This window comes from Paraburkholderia sp. BR13439 (genome assembly GCF_040948805.1).
GTDB lineage: Bacteria > Pseudomonadota > Gammaproteobacteria > Burkholderiales > Burkholderiaceae > Paraburkholderia > Paraburkholderia youngii.
Genome location: NZ_JBFPKN010000005.1, coordinates 71,173 through 93,411, shown reverse-complemented (window position 1 = coordinate 93,411; position 22,239 = coordinate 71,173). Strand labels below are relative to the sequence as shown.

Here is a 22,239-nt window from a genome sequence, read left to right as displayed (position 1 = left end):
GTTCGCGCTGGAGCGGGGATTGCTGCGCGCAGACGTGTGATCGAAGCTGAGTTCAATCCGTGATGGAGGCGTTTCATGCTCATTGGATCGACAGTCGCTGGTCTCGCCATGTGGTTGGGGATGTTGGCCATCGCGCCGCGCGCCCACGCCGCCGACGCGGCGCCCCCTGCCACGCTCGCCGCCACCCCCGCCACACCAGCGTCCGCTCCCGCCGACGACACCTTCCTGCTGACGATCTTCCTGCGCCACGACGAATCGAAGCCGCTGCCGAAGATCAACGATCAACTGCGCGAGCAGGGCTTCTTCAAGACCTTTCCCCCGCCCGGCATCGAAGTCGTGTCGTGGTACGTGATGATGGGCATCGGACAGGTCGTGACGCTGCGCGTGCCCGCGGGCCGGTTGCGCGAAGTGAACCGTGCGATCGAATCGACCGCGTGGGGCGGCTATCACACCGAGTTCTATCCGACCTACGACTACAAGGCGCAGGCGCAGCAAATGCGCGCAACTGAGGGCAAGTAGCGGCGAGCGTGCCGGCAGCTTGCCGCTAACGGCACGCATCGGCGCGTCACGGCGCGAGCAGCGCTGCACACACGCGCGCGCATTCCACATTTGGGACGGCTTTGCGCGGGTTTACGCGAGCCGCGCTCCGGGTCGATAATGCCCCGGTCGTTTTGGCCCCGAGCCCGCGACGCCCATCGTGCCGTCGAGCGCATCGAAGCGCAGCGAGGCCCGCTCCACCTGACCCTCCGTCCCCGTGTTGAAAACTGCGCGTTTTTTCGACCTGCTTCGCATTCCTGGCTTCAAGCCGCTCGCTGCCGCCACCCTGATGCTCGGTGTGGCGATGTCCTTCACCGCACCGTATCTGTCTCTGTTCGGTATCGAACGCGCCGGCATGCCGCCGTTCCGGCTCGGCGTATTCATGACGCTGATCGCCGCGAGCGGCGTGCTCGCGAGCACGGCCGCCGGGCGCTGGAGCGACCGGAGCGGGCGGCACCGGCCGTTGTTGCTGGCGGCGCTGATCCTGGCCGCGCTCGGCTACCTGTGTCTGTGCGTGGTGCGAGATTACCGGCTGCTGCTCGTGGTCGGCATCGTTTTCATCGGCGCGGGCGGCTCGGCGATTTCGATGGTGTTCTCGTTCAGCCGCGCGGCGCTGCCGGTGCCAGACCCGGCCGAACGCGTGTTCGCGAGCGCGACGCTGCGCACGATCCTGTCGGCCGCATGGGTGTTCGGGCCGTCGGTCGGCGCGCTGGTGCTCGCCGCGACGAGCTTCACCGGGCTGTTCCTGTTCGCGGCCGCTAGCTTCGCGACCTGTGGCTTCATCGTGTGGCGCATGCAGGAGCCGCAGAGCCATCTCGGCGATCACACGGTCGAGGACACCGCGTCCGAGCCATCCGCGTCGATCACGGTGCCGCCGCTGCGGCAACCCGGCGAGGATGCGCACGAGACGCTGCCGGTCGCGTCGGCGAACGACATCCTGCGCTCGGTGACCGCGCTGACCTTGCTCGGCCTCGCCGCGAACGCGACGATGATCGTGCTGCCGCTCTACATCGTGCACGGGCTGAACGGCACGCATCTCGACGTGTCGGTGATGCTCGGTCTCGGCGCGCTGACCGAGATCCCGATGATGCTCGCGCTCGGCGCGAAGTCGTCGTCGCTGCACAAGCCGAACTGGCTTGCCGCGTGCGCGGCCGTGCATGCGGTGTACTTCGTCGCGATGTCGCTCGCCGGCAACGTCGGCGTGCTGATCCCGATGCAGATGCTGAACGCGTTCGTGGTCGCCGTGACCTCCTGCCTCGGCATGACCTACGTGCAGGATCTGATGCCGCATTCGCCCGGGCGCGCGACCGCGCTGTTCTTCAATGCGGCGCGGGTCGGCTCGATCCTGTCGGGGGTGCTGTCCGGGCTGCTCGTGCAGGCGTTCAGCTATCGCGGCACGTTCCTGTTTTGCGGACTGCTGGGGCTGTGCGCGCTCGTGCTGTTCGCGGTGCCCGGCTATCGTTATCCGGTGATGTGGCGCGCGGTGAAGCGCTTCGCGGCCGAGCAATACGCGAAGCTGGCCGCGCGCCGCGGCACGCGCCTGCCCGAGCGCAGCGAATGAAGCGCGACACCGCCGCATCCGCCTTCGTGCGGATGCGGCGCGCCTCCAGCCGCGCGGAACTTTGACCCGTGCCGCACCTCCGCAAAAAAGTGCGGCTTATTTCGACCCATTCGGCGCACCTCGCGACACAGCGCCTATGCTTAAGGGCAACCACGCCGCCGCAACACGACGACCAGAAAATCGGACAGCGCAACGCAGCATCTTCCGGAGCGAGCTATGCAGCTAGGCATGATTGGATTGGGACGGATGGGCGCCGACATGGTGCGGCGCCTGACCAGGGGCGCTCAGCAATGCATCGTGTACGACGTGCAGCCGGCGGCCGTCGACAGGCTGAAGCAGGAAGGCGTGGCCGGCGCCAGCTCGCTCGAAGACCTCGTCGCGAAGCTCGCCAGACCGCGCGCCGTGTGGCTGATGGTGCCCGCCGCGGTGGTCGACGCGACGCTCGACAAGCTGGTGCCGCTGCTCGAACCGGGCGACATCGTGATCGACGGCGGCAACTCCTACTATCACGACGACATCCGCCGCGGCCAGCAGCTCGGCGCGCACCAGCTTCACTACGTGGACGTCGGCACGAGCGGCGGCGTGGCGGGGCGCGAGCGCGGCTACTGCCTGATGATCGGCGGCGAGGCCGAGGTCGTGAAACGGCTCGAACCGATCTTCTCGGCGCTGGCGCCCGGCGTCGGCACTGAGAGCGCGACACCGGGCCGCGTGGCGGGCGCGAGCACCGCCGAGCAGGGTTTTCTGCATTGCGGACCGCAAGGCGCGGGGCATTTCGTCAAGATGGTTCATAACGGCATCGAGTACGGGCTGATGGCCGCTTATGCCGAGGGCCTGAACGTGCTGCGCCACGCCGACGCCGGCCGCCACGCGCGCGAAGCCGATGCGGAGACGTCGCCGCTGCGCCACCCCGCGCAGTATCAGTACGATCTGAATCTCGCGGACATCGCGGAGGTGTGGCGGCGCGGCAGCGTGATCGGCTCGTGGCTGCTCGACCTGATCGCCGGCTCGCTCGCCAGCGACACAGAGCTGAAAGGCTACGCGGGCCGCGTATCGGATTCGGGCGAGGGGCGCTGGACCGTCGCAGCGGCCATCGACGAAGGCGTGCCGACGCCGGTGCTCAGCGCGGCGCTGTTCGCGCGCTTCAGTTCGCGCGGAGAAGCCGATTTTGCGAACCGCGTGCTGTCGGCGATGCGGCACGATTTCGGCGGCCATGCGGAAAAGCCCGTCGCGCCGGACGGCGGACTGAAGTAGCCGAGGCGATCCACGAACCTGCCACGAGGAACCGCGATGCCAGTCACTTCCGCCACGCCGCACGACGTCGTCTTTCTATTCGATTGCGACAACACGCTGCTCGACAACGATCACGTGCTGCAGGATCTGCGCGCGCACATGATGGGGCAGTTCGGCGAAGAGAACAGTGCGCGCTATTGGGAAATCTTCGAGAACCTGCGCACCGAACTCGGCTACGCCGACTACCTCGGCGCGCTGCAGCGCTACCGGACCGAGCATCCACGCGACACGCGCCTGCTGCTGATGTCGTCGTTCCTGATCGAGTATCCGTTTGCGAACCGGCTCTATCCGGGGGCGCTCGACGCGCTGCGGCATGTCGGCAAGTACGGGCCGACGGTGATCCTGTCGGACGGCGACGTCGTGTTCCAGCCGCGCAAGATTTCGCGCTCGGGCCTGTGGGACGAAGTCGAAGGACGCGTGCTGATCTACATCCACAAGGAGTTGATGCTCGATCAGGTGATGGATTGCTATCCGGCGCGCCATTACGTGATGGTCGACGACAAGCTGCGGATTCTGGGCGCGATGAAGAAGGCATGGGGCGCGGAGCTGACGACCGTGTTTCCGCGCCAGGGACACTATGCGTTCGATGCGAAGGAGATCGCGAACAATCCGCCCGCGGACGTGAGCGTCGGGCGAATCGGCGAGTTGGCGGAGATCGACGTGGAGACGCTGTTGCGTCGCGGGAAGGGCAACTAGGCGGCGCCGCGCGCGATGTGCGGGCACCGCTTCATGGGTGAAGCCGCGGGTGAAGTCGCGGGTGAGGTCGCGAAATCAAGCGCCCAGCGCTTTCAGGCGCGCCTGGGTATCGGCGGCGCCCATCCGTGCGGCGGCATCGGCCGCGCTGACGCCGTTCGCGTCGCGCGCATGCGGGTCCGCACCGTGCGCGAGCAGCAGATCGACGATTGCGGTGCGGTTGAACATCGCGGCGATCATCAGCGCGGTGCGGCCATCGGGCGATGCGCCTTCGACGTCGGCGCCATGCGCGAGCAAGGTTTCGATCACGTTGTCGAAGCCCTTGAACGCGGCGCCCGCGATCGGCGTCTGTCCCGCATCGTTGCGCAGGTTCGCATCGGCGCCCTGTTCGAGCAGCGTGCGCACCGCGTCGACGTGGCCGTGGTAGCTCGCGAGCATCAGCAGGCTGTCGCCGCGTTCGTTGCGCAGATTCGGCGGTACGCCTTTTTGGATGACGGCGGCAAGCATCGTCGCATCGCCGCGTCGCGCGAGGTCGAAGACTTCGCGGGCGAGCGCCTGCAATTCAGGATCGGGCTGCGAAGCGGGCGGGTTGTTGGTGGGGTCGCTGTGGTGGGCCAAAGCTCTCTCCTTGCGTTGAATGAGCGGCGCGAGGCAAATGTCACGCCAGGTCTTGCAAAGAGCATACACATTCCGCGGCGCTCGCGTCCGCGTGCCGACAGCGGCGCCGCTGTGCTAGGCGTGGCTGAACAGCTTGACCAGCAGCCCGAATACGCCTATCGGTATTCCGACCGCCACGAACGTCAACACGAGCGTCAGGACCAGAACCTTAAGCACTTTGAGCGCACTGGGAGATCTCGACATGGCGGCCATTGACCTGAGACAGAGGATCACGAAAAGAAAGCAGACAGCGCAAGGCAATTGCAGTACGAATGCCACATTCAGCGCGAGATACTGCGAGGGGTAGAAAAACATTCGCCCCCGGTTTGAGCAGCTTAGTACATTCGACCCGTGCCCTACGGCTTCGTTTCGATTGCACCGCATCATCCGCCAACCAGCCTGACAGTTCTTTTCGAGGAGTGACGCCATGGCCGAAGCAACCTCGCATCCCACCCCACCGCAAGTTCTGGACCCCGATACGTTGCGCAACCTCGATCGCTACTGGCGCGCATGCAATTACCTGTCGGTCGGCATGATCTATCTGCGCGACAACCCGCTGCTGCGCGAACCGCTGAAGCCCGAGCACATCAAGAACCGGCTACTCGGCCACTGGGGTTCCGACGCCGGCCAGAGCTTCGTGCTCGTGCACCTGAACCGGCTGATCCGCAAATACGATCTCGACATGATCTTTCTGTCGGGCCCCGGTCACGGCGCGCCGGCGAGTCTCGCGCACTGCTATCTGGAAGGCACCTACTCGGAGGTCTATCCGGACCGCAGCGAGGACGAAGACGGCATGCGGCGCTTTTTCCGGCAATTCTCGTTCCCGGGCGGCATCGGTTCGCATTGCACGCCGGAAACGCCGGGCTCGATTCACGAAGGCGGCGAGCTCGGCTACTGCCTGTCGCACGGCTACGGCGCCGCGTTCGACAATCCTGAGCTGATCGTCACCGTGATGATCGGCGACGGCGAAGCGGAGACCGGGCCGCTCGCCACCTCGTGGCATTCGAACAAATTCCTGAACCCGATCCGCGACGGCGCGGTGCTGCCGGTGCTGCATCTGAACGGCTACAAGATCGCCAATCCGACGCTGCTCGCGCGCATTCCGCGTGAAGAGCTCGAAGCATTGATGGTCGGTTACGGGCACAAGCCCTATTTCGTCGAAGGCGACGATCCCGACACGATGCATCAGCAGATGGCCGCGACGCTCGAACAATGCATCAGCGACATTCGCGCGATCCAGCAGAACGCGCGGCAGAACAACGACACCACGCGGCCGCGCTGGCCGATGATCGTGCTGCGCTCGCCGAAGGGCTGGACCGGGCCGAAAGAAGTGGACGGTCACAAGGTGGAAGGCTCGTGGCGCTCGCATCAGGTGCCGGTGGCCGATGCGGTGACCAATCGCAAGAGTCTGAAGATCGTCGAGGATTGGCTGCGCAGCTACGGTCCTGAAACGCTGTTCGATGCGAATGGCCGGCTCGTCGAAGAACTGCGTGCGCTCGCGCCCGAAGGCGCGCGCCGCATCAGCGCCAACCCGCACGCGAACGGCGGCCTGCTGTGCAAGATGCTCGACATGCCGTCGTTCCGCGATTACGCGGTGGCCGTGAAGAAACCGGCGGCGGCGTATACGTCGCCGACCGCGGTGCTTGGCACCTTCCTGCGCGACGTGATGCGCAAGAACATGTCGAACTTCCGGCTGTTCGGCCCCGATGAAACGTCGAGCAATAAGCTGCATGCGGTTTATGAAGTGTCGGGCAAGACCTGGCTCGATCCCCTCGAACCGAGCGACGCCGACGGAGGCTACCTGTCGCCCGACGGCCGCGTGATGGAGATGCTCAGCGAGCACACGCTCGAAGGCTGGCTGGAAGGCTATAACCTGACCGGCCGTCATGGGCTCTTCGCGACCTACGAAGCGTTCGTGCACGTGATCGACTCGATGTTCAACCAGCACGCGAAATGGCTCGAAAAATCCAAGCGCGAGCTCGGCTGGCGGCAGCCGGTGCCATCGCTCAATCTGCTGATCACGTCGATCGTGTGGCGCCAGGATCACAACGGTTTCACGCACCAGGACCCCGGTTTTCTCGACGTGGTCACTAACAAGAGCCCGGATGTGGTGCGCATCTATCTGCCGCCCGATGCGAACTGTCTGCTGAGCGTTGGCGACCACTGCCTGCGCTCGCGCGACTACGTCAACGTGATCGTGTCCGACAAGCAGCCGCATCTGGATTATCTCGACATGGACGCGGCCGTCATTCATTGCACCAAAGGTATCGGCATCTGGGACTGGGCGTCGACCGACCAGGGCGCCGAGCCGGACGTCGTGATGGCGTGCGCGGGAGACATCGCGACGATGGAAGCGCTCGCCGCCGTGCAGATCCTGAAGGAGCACTGCCCGACGCTGAAGATCCGCTTCGTCAACGTGGTCGATCTGTTCCGCCTGATGCCCGAGCGTGCGCATCCGCATGGACTGTCCGACCGCGATTTCGATTCGCTGTTTACGACCGACAAACCGGTGATCTTCAACTTCCACGCGTATGCGGCGCTCGTGCACAAGCTCACGTACAACCGCAAGAACCACGGCAACATGCACGTGCATGGCTACAACGAGAGGGGCAACATCAATACCCCGCTCGAACTCGCGATCATCAACGGCGTCGACCGCTTCACGCTGGCGATCGATGCGATCGATCGCGTGCCGACGCTGCGCGGTGTCGGCGATCATACGAAGGAGTGGCTGCGCGGGCAGATCATCGAGCATCTCGCGTATGCGCACGAGGAGGGGATCGACAAGGAGGAAATCCGCAACTGGACGTGGAAAGGCTGAGGGGGACACCATGCACGACCACGATCAGGAACGCACGATCCTCGTGTTGAACAGCGGGTCCTCGTCGCTGAAGTTCGGGCTTTTCGCACCCTCGGCCGACGACGAAACGCTGCTGCTCGAAGGCGCGGCCGAGGGCATCGGCCGCACCGATGGCCGCCTGCGGATCAAGGCGGCCGATGGCCGCGTGCTGTTGCAGCAGGACCAGAAGCTCGACTCGCAGACCGAGGCGCTACAACAGCTTTCGCAACTGCTCGTGCAACAGCATCATGCGCGGCCCTCGGCGGTGGGGCATCGCGTCGTGCATGGCGGCCCGCATCTGCGCACGCACCAGCGCATCACCGACGACGTGCGCCGTCAGTTGCTCGACGCGCTGCACTTCGCGCCACTGCATATCCCGCCGGCACTCGAGTTGATCAACGAAGCCACGGAGATTTTCCGCGACGCTACGCATTACGCGTGCTTCGACACCGCGTTTCACGCGACGCTGCCACCGCGCGCCGCGCGGCTCCCGCTGCCGCGCCGTTATGCGGACGCCGGCGTGATCCGCTATGGCTTTCACGGGCTGTCGTACGAATCGCTGGTCAAGCAACTCGGCGCGGCTTTGCCGTCGCGCGCGGTGTTCGCGCATCTTGGCAATGGTGCGAGCCTGTGCGCGCTGCTCGACGGCCGCTCGGTCGATACGACGATGGGCCTGACGCCGACCGGCGGCATCCCGATGGGCACGCGCAGCGGCGACCTCGATCCGGGCGTGCTGCTGTATCTGATGCGCGCGGAACGGCTCGACGCGGATGCGCTGGACACGCTGCTCAATCGCCAGAGCGGTCTGGCCGGTTACGCGGACGGCGAAAGCGACATGCAAGCGCTGCAAAAAAGCGCGGCGGCCGGCGATGCGCGCGCGTCGCTCGCGCTCGATGCGTTTGCGACCGGAGTGCGCAAGACGATCGGCGGATACGCGGCACTGCTTGGCGGCATCGATCTGCTGGTGTTCACCGGCGGGATCGGCGAGCACAGCGCCGAGGTTCGGCGGCGCGTATGCGACGGTCTTGCGTTTCTTGGGCTGGTCGAGGGCGATCCGGCGGGCAAGGTGAGGGTGCTGCATACCGAGGAGGAGAAGCAGATCGCGCGGCATTGCCGGGAACTGCTGCAAGCAGGCCTGAGCTGAACGACCTGACCCGCCTGGGCCGCGCTATGCCGATTTGACGACGGTCCGGTCCGCGATGCCGGTGACGCCGAACAACCGCGTCACGTCTTCGAGCATCGCGATGCGCTGTGCTTCGCGCTGAAGCTCACCCGACAGCGTGATGCGTCCGTGCGTGACCTTCACGCGCACCGCGCGCGGCGGCACGGCCGAGTCCCACGCGAGACGGCGCGCCGCTTCAGCGGCGATCTGAGCGTCGGTCAGGCGGGCAGGCTCGCCAGATTTCCAGCTAGCGGAGCGCATCGAGTCTCCACGAAACAGAATGTCCATCCCTTCACACTAGCAGATGCGGCGGGATTTGCCCGCGTGCGCGCCTGGCCGCTGCCGCGGGCGTTTCAAGGGTATGCTCACGGTTCGTTCCGACCGAGCCCACGCCCGAATCATGTCCGACTTTCCCATCGACAACCCGTTTCTCGAATCGCTCGGCGTGCGTCTGACGCAATGGCGCGACGGCTACGCTGAGCTGCTGATGCCGATCGACGCGAGCAAGCTCAATCGTCAGAGCGTGCTGCAAGGCGGCGCGATCGCGACGCTGCTCGATGCCGCCGCGGGCTACGCGGGCCTGTATGCGCAGCCGGGACAGCCGGCCCGGCATGGCTTCACGCTGTCGCTGACTACCAACTATCTGGACAAGGGGCTCGGCGCGACGGTCACCGCGAAGGGCTTTCTCGAACGGTCGGGCCGCTCCATTTTCTTTTCGCGCGCCGAAGCGTGGATGGACGGCAAGCTGCTGATCGCGAGCGCGCAGGGCACCTTCAAGTATTCGAAGACCGCCTGACGCGCGCCGGCGCCGGCAGCGCAGATTCCCGCACCGCGCGAACCGCGCCGCGTTTATCATAGTGGCCACCTGACAGAACGCGCCGTCCAGCCGCGAACGGCGCGCGCATCTTCCACGAGACCTCGCATCCCCATGAATTCGACTCCCGACGCTCCTTCCCGACCCTCGCTGCGCGCGCTGACCGCGCTCGAAGGACGTGTTCTCGGTGTGCTCGTCGAAAAACAGAACACAGTACCCGACAGTTATCCGCTATCGCTGAACGCGCTGACGCTCGGCTGCAATCAGAAGACCGGCCGCGCGCCGGTGATGAACGCGACCGAGGCCGAGGTGCTGACCGCCATCGACGGCTTGAAACGCCTGAGCCTCGTGTTCGAGGGCAGCAGCAGCCGCGTGCCGCGCTTCGAGCACAACATGAACCGCGTGCTCGGACTGCCGGGACAGTCGATCGCGCTGTTGACCACGCTGCTGCTGCGCGGCCCGCAAACGGCCGCCGAATTGCGCCTGAACAGCGCGCGTCTGCATGGTTTCGCCGATATCTCGTCGGTCGAAGCGTTTCTCGACGAGCTGGCCGCGAACGATCCGCCTCGCGTCGTCCGGCTGCCGCGCATGGTGGGCGAGCGCGAGAATCGCTGGATGCATCTGTTGTGCGGCGAGGTCAGCATCAGCGAAGCCGCGCAGTCGGCGGTTGCCGAGGACGACAGCGTGCCGCTGTCCGCATTCGAGGCGCTGAGGGCCGAGCAGAAGCGTCTCGCCGATGAAGTCAGCCGTCTGCAGGCCGTCGTGCGGCGCATGGCGTCCGAGCTGGGTATCAGCGCGGACGATTTGTGATCTGAATTGCAGACGGAAACGGAAACGTAAAGCCGCCCGTTTCACGCATCGCGCCGACGCGGCCTGTCCGCCAGCAACGTGCGCTGCGTGCGATAGAAGATCCGCGGCGGCACGTTCGGCGAGTCTTCTGCGAGACGGTCGAGTTCGGTACGGATCCCGGTGAGGTAGTGCGCTTCGCGCGCATCGGCGTCGCCGGCAAACACCGCTTCGAGCCGCCGGCGCACCGCGCCATAGCGCGCACCGGCCGCGCGATGCTTCTCGGCACGCTCCGCATAGCGCAGGAACGTTTGCAACGCCGCGGAAATCGCCGCCGTCACGCTGACGAGCCCAACGAATATCCGCATCTCGAACGACACCGGCGGCACGCTCAACGACGCGAACACCGCCGTACCGACGAACGCGGTCAGCGCGGTCACGAGCCAGCCCATGCGGCGCTCGCGCGCCGACAGCAGATCCGCCATGTCGTAATGGCTCATCTGCGATTCGCGCGCGCGGCGAATCCATTTCAACAGCAACTCGGTTTCGTCGACGGGCGGCTCGTAGGCGGGCAGGGTCGTCATCGTTCAGTGGTCGGCACGCACATCAATCGTAGGAAAACGAGCTGCCGAACTTCTCGATCCGCTCCAGCGCCATGCCCGAGCCGCGCACGACGCAGGTCAGCGGCGCCTCGGCGACAAACACCGGCAGGCCGGTTTCCTCGGCGAGCAGACGGTCGAGATCGCGCAGCAGCGCGCCGCCGCCGGCGAGCGTGATGCCGCGCTCGGCGATGTCCGCGCCGAGTTCCGGCGGCGTCTGTTCCAGTGCGATCTTCACCGACGACACGATCTGGTTCAGCGGATCGGTCAGCGCTTCGAGAATTTCGTTGCTCGACACCGTGAAGCTGCGCGGAATGCCCTCGGACATGTTGCGGCCTTTGACCTCCATCTCCATGACCTCGGACCCCGGAAACGCAGAGCCGATTTCCTTCTTGATCGCCTCGGCGGTCTGCTCGCCGATCAGCATGCCGTAGTTGCGGCGGATGTAGTTGACGATGGCGTCGTCGAACTTGTCGCCGCCGACGCGCACCGATCCCTTGTACACGATGCCGCCTAGCGAGATCACGCCAACCTCGGTGGTGCCGCCGCCGATATCGACGACCATCGAGCCGGTCGCATCCGACACCGGCAGGCCGGCGCCCGTCGCGGCGGCCATCGGTTCCTCGATCAGATAGACCTGCGAGGCGCCCGCGCTATGCGCGGCCTCCTTGATCGCGCGACGCTCGACCTGGGTCGAACCGCATGGAACGCAGATGATGATGCGCGGCGATGGTGCAAAGAGCCGCGACTCGTGCGCCATCTGGATGAAGCGCTTGATCATCTGCTGGGTGATGTTGAAATCGGCGATCACGCCGTCTTTCATCGGCCGGATCGCCTCGATGTTGCCCGGCACCTTGCCGAGCATCTGCTTCGCTTCACGGCCCACGGCGAGGATGATCTTCTTGCCGTTCGGCCCGCCTTCCTGGCGGATCGACACGACCGACGGCTCGTCGAGAACGATGCCCTTGCCGCGCATGTAGATCAGCGTGTTCGACGTGCCGAGGTCGATAGCGAGGTCGTTGGAAAAGTAGCCGCGCAGAAAACCGAACATGCGTATTCCTGTCTTTGCGAAGGCGGGCGCGCGAGCGCCGCCGGGAGCTTGTCGGGGTCTGCCGCTTGCACGCGGCGGGCGGCCAGAGCGGCCGCGCGACAGCAAGAATAGCAGTTTATCGACGGCCGCGGCCGCACTATCGTCCGCTATCTGCCGCTCGCCGGGCCCAGCCGCGCCGCGATCGTGCGGCATGCCGCAAGCAGCGGCTCGATGTAAGTAGCTTGCACATCGTCGCGACGGCGGAAGGTCGGCATGCTGATGCTCACGCAGCCGGCCGCGCGGCCGTCCGGGCCGAGAATCGCGGCGCCGTAGCAGCAGATCGATGTTTCGTTCTCCTCGCGATCCTCCGCGTAGCCGCGTTGCGCGGTCGCATCGATCTCACGGCGCACGGCGTCGAGGTCGGTCAGCGTGTGCTCGGTGAAACGCGCGAGCGGCGCGTTCTTCAGCAGCGCCTCGCGCTCGGGCAACGTGAGTGTCGCCAGATACGCCTTGCCGACCGAGCTCGACGTCAGCGACACGCGCGTGCCGATGCGCGAGGCCATGCGCACCGCGTGCGGGCTTTCGAGCTTTTCGATGTAGACCATCTCGCCCTGACTCGGCACCGCGAGGTGGATCGTCTCCGACGTGAGGTCGCGCAACGCCATCAACGCATCGACGGCCGCGAGCCGCAGGTCCGAGCGCTCCCAGCTATGGCTCGCGAGATTGATCAGGCGCGGTCCGAGGCCGAAGGTGTTGCCGCTGCCGCTCGCGATGATCAGCCCTTCGGCCTGCAATGCGGCGACGATGCGATGCACGGTCGGGCGCGGATAGCCGCTCAACACGCTCAGTTTCGCGACGTTGGGCGGCGTTGGGGCGTCGGCGATCAGTTGCAGTACCGCGATGAACTTCGAGAATGCGGCGGCGCCGGCAACGGCCTTGGCGTCGGCTTTGGATTCGACTTGCCCGGCAGCGCGATGGCCGGCGGCGCCGGCGCGAGAAGAGGATCTGGAAGCGGAACTCGACATGGCACGAAGGCAGGGCAGGGGTTCGCAATTATGCGTTGATCGATGGCATCGACCGCAAGCGATGCCGCTCCACGCACGGCTCGATCATGCGACCAGATATCCGCCGTCGACCGGCACGATCGCGCCGGTCATGAACGACGCCGCCGGCGTGCACAGAAACACCGCGACCTGCGCGACTTCTTCCGGCGTGCCCCAGCGGCGCAGCGGCGTACGTTCGAGGATCGCCTGCGAGCGGCCGTCGTCGTCCTGCAGCGCCTGCGTGAGCGGCGTTGCGATCCAGCCCGGCGCGATCGCGTTGACGCGAATGCCGTCGGCCGCATACGCGATCGCGAGCGACTTGGTCAGCTGTGCCACCGCGCCCTTGCTCGCGCTGTAAGCGGGCACGAGGCCGCCGCCGAAGAAACTCAGCATCGACGCGGTATTCACGATGCAGCCCGCCGACGCCTTCAGCAACTCGCGCGCGGCCGCGCACACGCGCATCGTGCCGTTCAGATTGATGTCCAGCACGCGTTCGAACACGTCGAGCCGATGTTCTTCGACGCGGCTGATCACGCCCGCGCAGTTGATCACGATGTCGAGACGCTCGAACGCGTTCACCGCGGCGCTGACGGCGTCGCCGGAGCGCACGTCCAGCGTGACGCGCCGGATCTCGCGATTGAGTGTGTCGGGCGCGCCTTCGGGCAGCGCCAAACCGGCCGCGACCGTGTGCGAGCCCAATTGCGCGAGCGCGTTGGCGATCGCCGCGCCGATGCCGGACAAACCGCCGGTGACGAGTGCGGTCTTGCCCTCGAGTAGCTGGTTCTGGAATGTCATGTGAGGAGCCGCGTCAGGTGGGTTGGGTCTCGATCGAACTCGCGAGCGGCGCGGGCGCGACTTCCTTGACGACGAACAGATAGACGAGCGCCGCGGCGAACGCAACCGCCGCGCTGATCAGGAGCGCGTTGACGAACGAATGCGTCTGATCGACGACGATGCCGGTGATCACCGGCGCGAACGAGCCGCCCAGATAGCCGCCAAAGTTCTGCATGCTGCCGAGCGACGCCACCAGATGGCGCGGCGCGGCGACGCTGACGAGCGCCCATGCGCTGCCGCTCGACAGGTTCACGAACAGCATCGCGAGCGACACGTAGACGATCGCGAGCGTCGTGCTCGGCGTGTAGGCGGCCGGCACCGTGAACGCGGCCGCGCCGACGAGGCCGATGCACAGCGGCCACTTGCGGCTGCGGATCGGCGCCATGCCGCGCTTCAACAGATAGTCGGCGATGACGCCGCTGCTCGCCATGCCGATCGTGCCGAACACATAGGGAATCGCGACGAGCCAGCCGGTGTGCGCGATGCTCAAATGACGCTCGCGCTCCAGATAGCCGGGCAGCCAGGTCAGATAGAGCCACACCATGTAGATCACGCCCATGAAGCCGAAGATCATGCCCCACGTATTGCGCAGCTTGAACAGCGCGCCCCATTCGGACCAGCTGAGGCCCTGCGGGTTTTCCTGGGCGGTTGCGCCTTCGTTCAAATGCGCGGTTTCGGCTTCGGTCAGCGCGATTTCGCTGCGATTACGATAGACGACGTACCACGCGAGCGCGACGATTATGCCGACCACGCCCATGATGACGAACATCGTTCGCCATCCGAAGGCCAGCATCAGCACCGTGAGCAGAGGCGGCGCGATCATCGGCGCGATGGTGGATGACGAGATGAAGGTGCCGATCGGCGTGCCGCGCTCGCGTAACGCGAACCATTCGCTGACGACTTTCGCGCCTGCCGGAAAGAGCGGCGCCTCGGCGATGCCGAGCACGACGCGCGCGCTCAGGAAGTGATTGAGCGTCTGGATGAAGCCGCCCGCGACCTGGGCGATCGACCACACGAGCATGCCGAGGCCGAGCATCACGCGCGAGCCGAAACGGTCGAGCAGTGCTCCGACCGGCAACTGCGCAAACGCATACGACAACGAGAACGCGGAAAGCAGCAAGCCCATCTGCGAAGCGGACAGATGCAACTCCTCGCTGACCAGATGATTCGCGATCGACAGCGTGCTGCGATCGAGATAATTGACGATGCCCGCAACCGTCAGGAAGACGACGGCGACCACCTGGATACGTTTCAGACGTTGCGACTTCTGAAGCATGCTTGTCTCCTGCGCAATGTGTCCTGCTGGGTGGGATGGTGTTGCTGCGACGCCTGGTATTGCAGAGTCGTTGGGCGCGTTGTTTACCGGATGAACTGATCGACGTAGTCTTCGCCGAGCCCGACCGCCGCGTAGTGCTTGCGGCACATGTCGATCTTCGTGAACACGTCTTCGTAGCCGGTGTGGTTGCCGTAAGGATCGCAATAGAACATCACGCCGTTGACCTGGAAGTACGTGATCATTTCCTCGACGTCCTCGGGCACATACAAGGTATGCGTTTCGCCCGGCGGCTCGTACACATAGCTGCCTTCGGTTGCGACCCAATCATGTTCGAGATAGCGCCAGTGGCCCTTGAGCACCATGCCGTGCACGGCCTGGGGATGACGATGCCGGCTCAGCACACCGGAGCGGCGCACGCGCAGCAGATTCATCCAGTATCCCTGCGACGCATTCAGGCACAGCGGACGGAACGACACGTTTTCGGCCTGCGGGACCCACACGCGTTCGTCGGTCGGAATCGCGAAGGGCACGACGATTTCCTGTTGCGCTTCCTTCGGGAACGGCAGCTGGTACGGCGTCAAATCGGATTGATTGGCCTCTGGCATGGGGGAAATTCCTCGCGAAGCGTGCCAAAAGAACTTGATGTCCACATTGTGGATAGCAAGTCTACGATATGGTCATTATCGGAACCGGTTTCGGCGGGGTCAATCCTGGGGAAATCACTGGTCGGGGACGATAAGCCACTCGTGAATTAATCCTCACACCGCGGGACAGATGCACGGGCAACTATGGCCACGAGCGCGCACGACGCGCAAATAACCCATAAATCAAGGCTTCTTTGCCTGTTCTGATCGAGCACCATCTTTAAGCCTTGTTTAAGAGGAGGCCACTACATTACGCATCCATCTCGAAATTTTCGGCAATATTCCCTTGACTATGACCACGAAAAAATACTGGAGCGGTAGCGCTGCGATTTGCGTAGTACTCGCCTTTGGCGGCGCGTATGCACTGAGCCATCGCAGTGCCGATGCATCCGTGAGCAGCACGCAGGGCTCGACGTCGTCGCTGCACGCGGTGTCCGATATCGTCGGCTCGCGCTCGTCGGCGCCCGACTTCTCCAGCATCGTCACGCGCTATGGTCCGGCGGTCGTGCATATCGGCGTCAAGGAAGCCGCGTCGATCGACGAGAACGGTCAACGCAAGAGCGGCGGCGAAGCGCTCGGCTCGGGCTTCATCATCAGCCAGGACGGGTACATTCTGACCAACAATCACGTCGTCGACGGCGCGACCAGCGTGAGCGTGAAGCTCACCGACGGCCGTGAATTCCGCGCCCGCGTGATCGGCAAGGACAAGACCACCGACGTCGCCGTCGTCAAGATCGACGCGAACAATCTGCCGACGGTGAAGATCGGCAACCCGGACAGCAGCAAGGTCGGCGAATGGGTCGTAGCGATTGGCTCGCCCTACGGCTTCGACAGCACGGTGACTTCGGGCATCATCAGCGCGAAATCGCGCTCGATGTCCGACGATAGCCCGATCCCGTTCATCCAGACCGACGTGCCGGTCAATCCGGGCAACTCGGGTGGTCCGCTGTTCAATTTGAATGGCGAAGTGATCGGCATCAACTCGATGATCTACTCGCGCACTGGTGGCTTCCAGGGTCTGTCGTTCGCAATTCCGATCGATGCGGCGATGCACGTGAAAGACCAGCTCGTGAGCACTGGTCACGTGACTCGCGGCCGCATCGGCGTGGCCGTGCAGCCGCTCAGCGCCGACAAGGCGAAGGCGCTCGGCCTCGACTCCGCGGGCGGCGCACTGGTCCGCTCCGTCGATCCGAATGGTCCCGCGCACGCAGCCGGTCTGCGCCAGGGCGACGTGATCGTCGGCGTGAACGGCAAGCATATCGATAACACCAGGGAATTGGTCGGTCAGGTTGCGCAACTGTCGCCGGGCAGCAAAGCGACGATCAGCGTGTGGCGCAACGGCAGCGAAAACAAGCTGTCGGTGACGGTGGGCACGCAGCAAGCGTCGGACTTGGCGTCGGCCGAGCCGCGCGAAGAGCAGCAGGAGCAACCGCAGCAGCAAAACCGTCCGCGTCTGGGCGTCGCCGTGCGCCCGCTGTCCCGCGACGAACTGCAGCAAGCGCAGCTGCCGGGCGGCGTGGTAGTGCAGCAGGCCACCGGTCCGGCCGCCGAGGCAGGCATTCAGGCGGGCGACATCATCGTTGCCGTCGATGGCAAGGTGATTCGCGGCGTCGAGCAGCTGCGCCGCATGATCGCGCAGGCGGACGACAGCGTGTCCGTCACCGTGGTGCGCGACGGTGAACAGGCGTCGGTCGACGTGACGCTTGGCTGATGAGTAGAACCCGCCGGTGCAATGCCGGCGGCGGGCACGACGCGCTGATGCAGCGCGCGTGCCTCAGTTGGACCGCTGGACCCCGTCCGCGTGTGACGTGCTGTGCGATACGTCCGGCGGCTCGTCGGGTCCGCCCCCCAACGCGACGTAAAGCGACACGCCATTCTGCAAGGCCGTCGCCCGAAGCTGGATCAGCTGCTGCTCGGCGGCAAACTGATTGCGTCGCGCATCCACAACCTCGAGATAGATCGAGATCCCGTTTTCGTAGCGCAGCTCCGCCGTTTCGGCGAGCTGCCGCTGCGCCTGCACCGCCTGTTCCTGCGCCGCGATCTGCTCCTTGTAGCGTTGTCGTGCGACCAATGCATCGGAGACCTCGCGAAACGCGTTCTGCACTGTGCGCTGATAGTCGGCGACCAGTTCGTCGCGCCGCGCGCGCGCCTGCGCGAGTTGCGCCTGGCGCTGTCCCGCATCGAAGATCGGCATGCCGACCAGCGCGCCGAACGACCACGCCTGTTTGGCCGGCACGAACAGATCGCCGAGTTCGGGCGACACATAACCGAAGCTGCCCGTCAGCGCGATGCGCGGGAAAAAGTCCGCGCGAGCGGCGCCGATGTCGGCATTGGCCGCGCGCAGCTGCTGCTCGGCCTGCTGGATGTCCGGCCGGTCGATCAGCAACGCGGAGGGCAGGCCGGCATCGAGTTCGCGAAACTGCGCGGCGTCGGCGATAGGCGGCGCTTGTGGTAGCGCCTCGTTCAGCGGCCCGCCGATCAGCACCTCGAGCAGATTGCGCTGCTGCGCGGTGGTCCGTTGCAGCTCCGCGAGCTGCGTTTGCGCCTGCGTGACGAGAATGGCGGCCTGGTCGTAATCGACCATCGACGTGACGCCCGCGTCGAGCCGCATCTTGGCGACTTCCAGCGCGTAGCGCCGGCTGTCGAGCGTCTGTTGCGCGAGCGCGATGCCTTCTTCCCCCGAACGGATCGCGTAGTAGTTCGACGCGACATTGCCGATCAGCGACAAACGGAACGCGTGCTGCGCGTCGACGGTGGCCAGATACCGGCGCCGCGCCGCTTCGCTGGTGTTGCGCACGCGCCCCCAGAAGTCGAGTTCGAACGACGTCACCGCGGCCTGCACGTTGTACTGGTTGAACTGGACCGAGATGTCCGTGTTGTCGAACTCGGGATCGATCGAACCGAGCGGCGCCTTCGTGCGGGTCGCAGCCGCGTTCGCATTGACCTGCGGCAAACGCGCGGCGTTCTGGATGCGATAGAACGCGCGCGCCTGCTCGATGCGCGCGACCGACGCGGCGAGATCGCGGTTGTGCTCGAGCGCGGCCTCGATCAGCAGCTTCAGTTGCGGATCGGCGAAGAAGGTCTGCCAGTCGACTTCGCTTGCCAGATGCGCGGTGGCCGGATTGGCGGTCTCCGTCGTGTCGAAATGATCGGCGATCGGCAGTGAGGGCTGCTGATACTTCGGCGCAAAGTTGCAGGCGGCGAGCGAGCAGCAGAAGAGGGGCAGCAGCAGGCGCTTATCAAGGCACCGATGAAGGCACCGATGAAGGCTCTTACGCATCGCGCTGCCCTCCACCCAATTCGCCCGGCGTGGCCGTTGGCCGATCGTCATCGTCCAGATCGATGCTGCGCTTCTTGCGGCTCAGCCAGCGACGCGCGGCGACATAGAACAACGGCGTAAAGAAGATGCCGAACATCGTCGCGCTCAGCATGCTGCCCATCACGCCGGTGCCGACCGCGCGCCGGCTCGCAGCGCCCGCGCCGGTCGCGAGCACGAGCGGCAGCATGCCCAGCACGAACGTGACGCTAGTCATCAGAATAGGGCGCAGACGCTGCTGCGCGCCGTTCTTCGCGGCGGCCAGCGCGTCCTTTCCTGCGGCTTCCTCCTTGATCGCGAACTCGACGATCAGAATCGCGTTCTTCGCGGCAAGGCCGATGATCGTCACGAGGCCGATGTTGAAGTACACGTCCGCGGACAGTCCACGCAGCATCGTCAGCACTACCGCGCCGATCACGCCGAACGGGATGATCAGCAACACCGCGACCGGAATCGCCCAGCTCTCGTACAGCGCCGCGAGCAGCAGGAATACGACCACGAGCGACAACCCCAGCAGCATGCCGATCTGGCCGCTCGCCTGTTTTTCCTCGAACGCGGTGCCGGTCCATTCGTAGCTCAGGCTGCCGGTCAACACGCGCGACGCGATGCGTTCCATCTCGGCGATCGCCGCGCCGCTCGAACGGCCGGGCGCGGCCTGCCCCGACAGCGTCGCGGACGGAAAGCCGTTATAGCGTTCGAGCTGCTGCGGCCCGGAAATCCAGCGCACGTGCGAGAACGCCGAGAACGGCACCATCTCGCCGCGGTTGTTGCGCAGGCGCAGCGCGCTCACGTCCTCGGCGCGCATGCGTTGTTCGGCGTCCGCCTGCAACAGCACGCGCAGCACGTTGCCCTCGAACACGAAGTCGTTCACGTAGTTCGAACCGAACGTCAGCGCAAGCGCCTGGTTCACCTGGCCGATCTGCAGACCGAGCGCGCGCGCCTTCACGCGATCGATCTCGACATACAGCTGCGGCGCCTCCGGCATGCCCTCGGCACGCACGCCCGCGAGAAGAGGGCTTTGCGACGCCTCGATCATCATGCGCCGCGCGGCCTGTTGCAGCGCTTCGCCGCCGACGCCGCTGCGATCCTGGATCTTCATCGTGAAGCCGGTCGCGGTGCCGAGCGACGGAATCGGCGGCGGATCGAGCGCAAAAATGATCGCCTCGGGAATCTGCCGGAACGCGGCGTTCGCGCGACGCACCAGCGCGCTCGCCGAATTCTCCTCGCCCGAGCGCTCGTCCCACGGCTTCAGATCGACGAACGACAGCGCCGCCGATTGCCCCTGGCCGAAGAAGCTGAAGCCCGTCACGGATGCGACGTTGCGCACCTGCGGCTGCGTTCGCAGAAATGCCTCGACCTGATCGATTGCGCGCTGGGTGCGCTGGTCGGTGGAACCCGGCGGCCCGGTATAGGTGACGAAAATGTATCCCTGGTCCTCGGTCGGCAGAAAGCCGGTCGGCAGCCGCGTGAAGAAAAACACGGTGATCGCGCAGGCCGCGACGAACACCAGCAGCCAGCGCAGCGGCGAGCGCAACATCGCATCGACGCCGCCGATATAGCGCGTGGTGCCCGCTTCGAGCCCGCGATTGAAGCCGCCGAACACGCCGTGCAGCAGACGTGAGGCCGGGTTCTTCGGCCGTTCCTTTGACGCCGCCTCGCTGCGCAACATCGCCGCGCACAACGCCGCGCCGAGTGTCAGCGCCAGCACCGTCGACAGCAGGATCGACACCGCGAGCGTGACAGAAAACTGCCGGTAGATGCCGCCCGTCGAGCCCGGAAAGAACGCCATCGGAATGAACACCGCGACGAGCACCAGCGTACTCGCGATCGCCGCGCCCGAAATCTGCCCGATCGCTTTCACCGTTGCGCGCGGCGCGCCGAGCCCTTCCTCGCGCATGATGCGCGCGACGTTTTCGACGACGACGATCGCGTCGTCGTTGAGAATACCGATCGCGACCACCATGCCGAACAGCGACAGAATGTTGATCGACAGCCCGAACAGATAGAGCCCCGCGCACGTGCCGATCAGCGCGATCGGCACGACGATCGTCGGGATCACGGTCGCGCGCCAGTCCTGCAGGAACAGGAACACCACGACCGTCACGAGCAGCAGCGCCTCGACCATCGTGCGGATCACGCCCTGCACCGAGGTCGTGATGAACGGCGTGGTGTCGAACGGCACGGTCCACGTGACGCCGCGCGGGAAGATCGGCTGCAATTCGCGCATGCGCTGGCGCACCGCGTTGGCGACCGCGAGCGCGTTCGCGCCGCTCGCCAGCTGGATCGCGATGCCGGCCGACGCCTTGCCGTTGACGGTGAGCCGGTTGCCGTAGCTGTCGTTGCCGAGTTCGACGCGCGCGACGTCGCCCACCCGCACGGTCGAACCATCCGGATTCGCGCGCACGATGATTTCGCGGAACTGCTCGGGCGTCGTGAAGCGGCTTTGCGTGACGATCTGCGCGGTGAATTCGGAGCCAGGCGCGATCGGCTGATCGCCAAGGCCGCCGCCGGCGGTCTGGCTGTTCTGCTCCTGGATCGCCTGCAGCACTTCGCTTGCCGACAGACCAAAGCCCGCGAGCTTGCGCGGATCGATCCAGATCCGCATCGCATACGACGAGCCGAACAACTGCACGTCGCCGACGCCGTCGATCCGGCGCAACTCGTTGACGATGTTGTTCGACGCGAAGTTGCCCATCGCGACGGCGCTGGTGGATCTGTCGATCGCCTGCAGCGCAAGCAGCATCAGAAAGCCCGACGACGCCTTCGTCACGCGCACGCCGACCTGCCGGACTTCGAGCGGCAAGCGCGGCTCGACGCGGCTCAGACGGTCCTGCACCTGGCTGCGCGCGATGTCGAGATCGGTGCCGGGCTTCAGCACCACGGTGATCTGCATCGTGCCGTTCGAGCGGCTCACCGACGACATGTACAGGAAATTGTCGATGCCGTTCATCTCGTCTTCGACGATCGACGTGATGGTGCGCTCGAGCGTGCTCGCGTCGGCGCCGCTGTACACCGCGGTGATGCTGAGCGACGGCGGGGCGACGTCGGGGTACTGCTCGACCGGCAGCAGCGCGAGCGCGATCGCGCCGAACAGCACGATGAACAGCGCGATGACCCACGCGAAAACCGGCCGGGCGACGAAGAATCGATTCATCGGG

General features: G+C 65.5%; 20 protein-coding genes. 9 read left to right on the top strand and 11 right to left on the bottom strand.

Annotated features, from left to right (window positions below; translation table 11 throughout):
• Positions 1-75 precede the first annotated feature (75 nt).
• The 4 genes from AB3X96_RS11935 (at position 76) to AB3X96_RS11920 (ending at position 4,084) form a co-directional block, all read left to right on the top strand.
• Entirely contained in the window at positions 76-519 is a 444-nt protein-coding gene (locus AB3X96_RS11935; protein WP_368589885.1) for a hypothetical protein, read from the top strand.
• Positions 520-754: 235 nt separating this feature from the next.
• Positions 755-2,098, top strand: coding sequence for a sugar efflux transporter (locus AB3X96_RS11930; protein ID WP_368589884.1), 1,344 nt, complete (start codon positions 755-757; stop codon positions 2,096-2,098).
• A gap of 216 nt (positions 2,099-2,314) precedes the next feature.
• The gene (gene gnd / locus AB3X96_RS11925) at positions 2,315-3,349 is read left to right on the top strand and encodes a phosphogluconate dehydrogenase (NAD(+)-dependent, decarboxylating) (protein WP_368589883.1); all 1,035 of its coding nucleotides are present in this window, start codon (positions 2,315-2,317) and stop codon (positions 3,347-3,349) included.
• A 36-nt stretch (positions 3,350-3,385) separates the two neighbouring features.
• On the top strand, positions 3,386-4,084 hold the full coding sequence (locus AB3X96_RS11920) for an HAD family hydrolase (protein ID WP_368589882.1): 699 nt from the start codon (positions 3,386-3,388) through the stop codon (positions 4,082-4,084).
• Between the two features lie 75 nt (positions 4,085-4,159).
• Here AB3X96_RS11920 and AB3X96_RS11915 read toward each other — a convergent pair whose 3' ends face one another.
• Both AB3X96_RS11915 and AB3X96_RS11910 read right to left on the bottom strand, forming a co-directional pair.
• A complete protein-coding gene (locus tag AB3X96_RS11915) occupies positions 4,160-4,699 on the bottom strand; it encodes an ankyrin repeat domain-containing protein (protein WP_368589881.1) in 540 nt (179 codons plus the stop codon).
• A gap of 114 nt (positions 4,700-4,813) precedes the next feature.
• Positions 4,814-4,942 (bottom strand): hypothetical protein, encoded by a 129-nt coding sequence (locus AB3X96_RS11910; RefSeq protein WP_255208912.1) that lies wholly within the window; start codon positions 4,940-4,942, stop codon positions 4,814-4,816.
• A 223-nt stretch (positions 4,943-5,165) separates the two neighbouring features.
• Here AB3X96_RS11910 and AB3X96_RS11905 point away from each other — a divergent pair, with 223 nt between their 5' ends.
• A complete protein-coding gene (locus tag AB3X96_RS11905) occupies positions 5,166-7,559 on the top strand; it encodes a phosphoketolase (protein ID WP_368589880.1) in 2,394 nt (797 codons plus the stop codon).
• A gap of 10 nt (positions 7,560-7,569) precedes the next feature.
• Positions 7,570-8,721 carry an acetate/propionate family kinase gene (locus AB3X96_RS11900; RefSeq protein ID WP_368589879.1) on the top strand — a complete coding sequence of 384 codons (1,152 nt, stop codon included), beginning with the start codon at positions 7,570-7,572 and terminating at the stop codon, positions 8,719-8,721.
• A 24-nt stretch (positions 8,722-8,745) separates the two neighbouring features.
• Here the strand turns inward: AB3X96_RS11900 and AB3X96_RS11895 are convergent, their stop codons facing one another.
• A complete protein-coding gene (locus AB3X96_RS11895; RefSeq protein ID WP_176369129.1) occupies positions 8,746-9,000 on the bottom strand; it encodes a BON domain-containing protein in 255 nt (84 codons plus the stop codon).
• A 139-nt stretch (positions 9,001-9,139) separates the two neighbouring features.
• On the opposite strand from AB3X96_RS11895, the gene AB3X96_RS11890 reads away from it, so the two are divergent.
• Both AB3X96_RS11890 and AB3X96_RS11885 read left to right on the top strand, forming a co-directional pair.
• Positions 9,140-9,535 (top strand): PaaI family thioesterase, encoded by a 396-nt coding sequence (locus AB3X96_RS11890; protein ID WP_368589878.1) that lies wholly within the window; start codon positions 9,140-9,142, stop codon positions 9,533-9,535.
• Between the two features lie 132 nt (positions 9,536-9,667).
• A complete protein-coding gene (locus tag AB3X96_RS11885; protein ID WP_368589877.1) occupies positions 9,668-10,363 on the top strand; it encodes a YceH family protein in 696 nt (231 codons plus the stop codon).
• Between the two features lie 41 nt (positions 10,364-10,404).
• Here AB3X96_RS11885 and AB3X96_RS11880 read toward each other — a convergent pair whose 3' ends face one another.
• The 6 genes from AB3X96_RS11880 to AB3X96_RS11855 form a co-directional block, all read right to left on the bottom strand.
• Positions 10,405-10,923, bottom strand: a complete 519-nt coding sequence (locus AB3X96_RS11880; RefSeq protein WP_176105924.1) for an SLATT domain-containing protein — start codon at positions 10,921-10,923, stop codon at positions 10,405-10,407.
• Between the two features lie 22 nt (positions 10,924-10,945).
• Entirely contained in the window at positions 10,946-11,989 is a 1,044-nt protein-coding gene (locus tag AB3X96_RS11875; RefSeq protein WP_013091688.1) for a rod shape-determining protein, read from the bottom strand.
• A gap of 146 nt (positions 11,990-12,135) precedes the next feature.
• Complete coding sequence (locus AB3X96_RS11870) at positions 12,136-12,993, bottom strand: IclR family transcriptional regulator (protein ID WP_368589876.1); 858 nt, start codon at positions 12,991-12,993, stop codon at positions 12,136-12,138.
• An 84-nt stretch (positions 12,994-13,077) separates the two neighbouring features.
• Positions 13,078-13,806, bottom strand: coding sequence for an SDR family NAD(P)-dependent oxidoreductase (locus tag AB3X96_RS11865; RefSeq protein ID WP_368589875.1), 729 nt, complete (start codon positions 13,804-13,806; stop codon positions 13,078-13,080).
• A gap of 13 nt (positions 13,807-13,819) precedes the next feature.
• Positions 13,820-15,121, bottom strand: a complete 1,302-nt coding sequence (locus AB3X96_RS11860) for an MFS transporter (protein WP_368589874.1) — start codon at positions 15,119-15,121, stop codon at positions 13,820-13,822.
• An 83-nt stretch (positions 15,122-15,204) separates the two neighbouring features.
• Positions 15,205-15,726 carry a 2,4'-dihydroxyacetophenone dioxygenase family protein gene (locus AB3X96_RS11855; RefSeq protein WP_368589873.1) on the bottom strand — a complete coding sequence of 174 codons (522 nt, stop codon included), beginning with the start codon at positions 15,724-15,726 and terminating at the stop codon, positions 15,205-15,207.
• A gap of 331 nt (positions 15,727-16,057) precedes the next feature.
• On the opposite strand from AB3X96_RS11855, the gene AB3X96_RS11850 reads away from it, so the two are divergent.
• Positions 16,058-17,476, top strand: coding sequence for a Do family serine endopeptidase (locus tag AB3X96_RS11850; RefSeq protein WP_368589872.1), 1,419 nt, complete (start codon positions 16,058-16,060; stop codon positions 17,474-17,476).
• A 63-nt stretch (positions 17,477-17,539) separates the two neighbouring features.
• Here AB3X96_RS11850 and AB3X96_RS11845 read toward each other — a convergent pair whose 3' ends face one another.
• Complete coding sequence (locus AB3X96_RS11845; protein ID WP_368589871.1) at positions 17,540-19,045, bottom strand: efflux transporter outer membrane subunit; 1,506 nt, start codon at positions 19,043-19,045, stop codon at positions 17,540-17,542.
• Positions 19,038-22,235, bottom strand: coding sequence for a multidrug efflux RND transporter permease subunit (locus AB3X96_RS11840; RefSeq protein ID WP_368589870.1), 3,198 nt, complete (start codon positions 22,233-22,235; stop codon positions 19,038-19,040). The genes AB3X96_RS11845 and AB3X96_RS11840 overlap by 8 nt, the downstream gene beginning before the upstream one ends.
• Positions 22,236-22,239 lie beyond the last annotated feature (4 nt).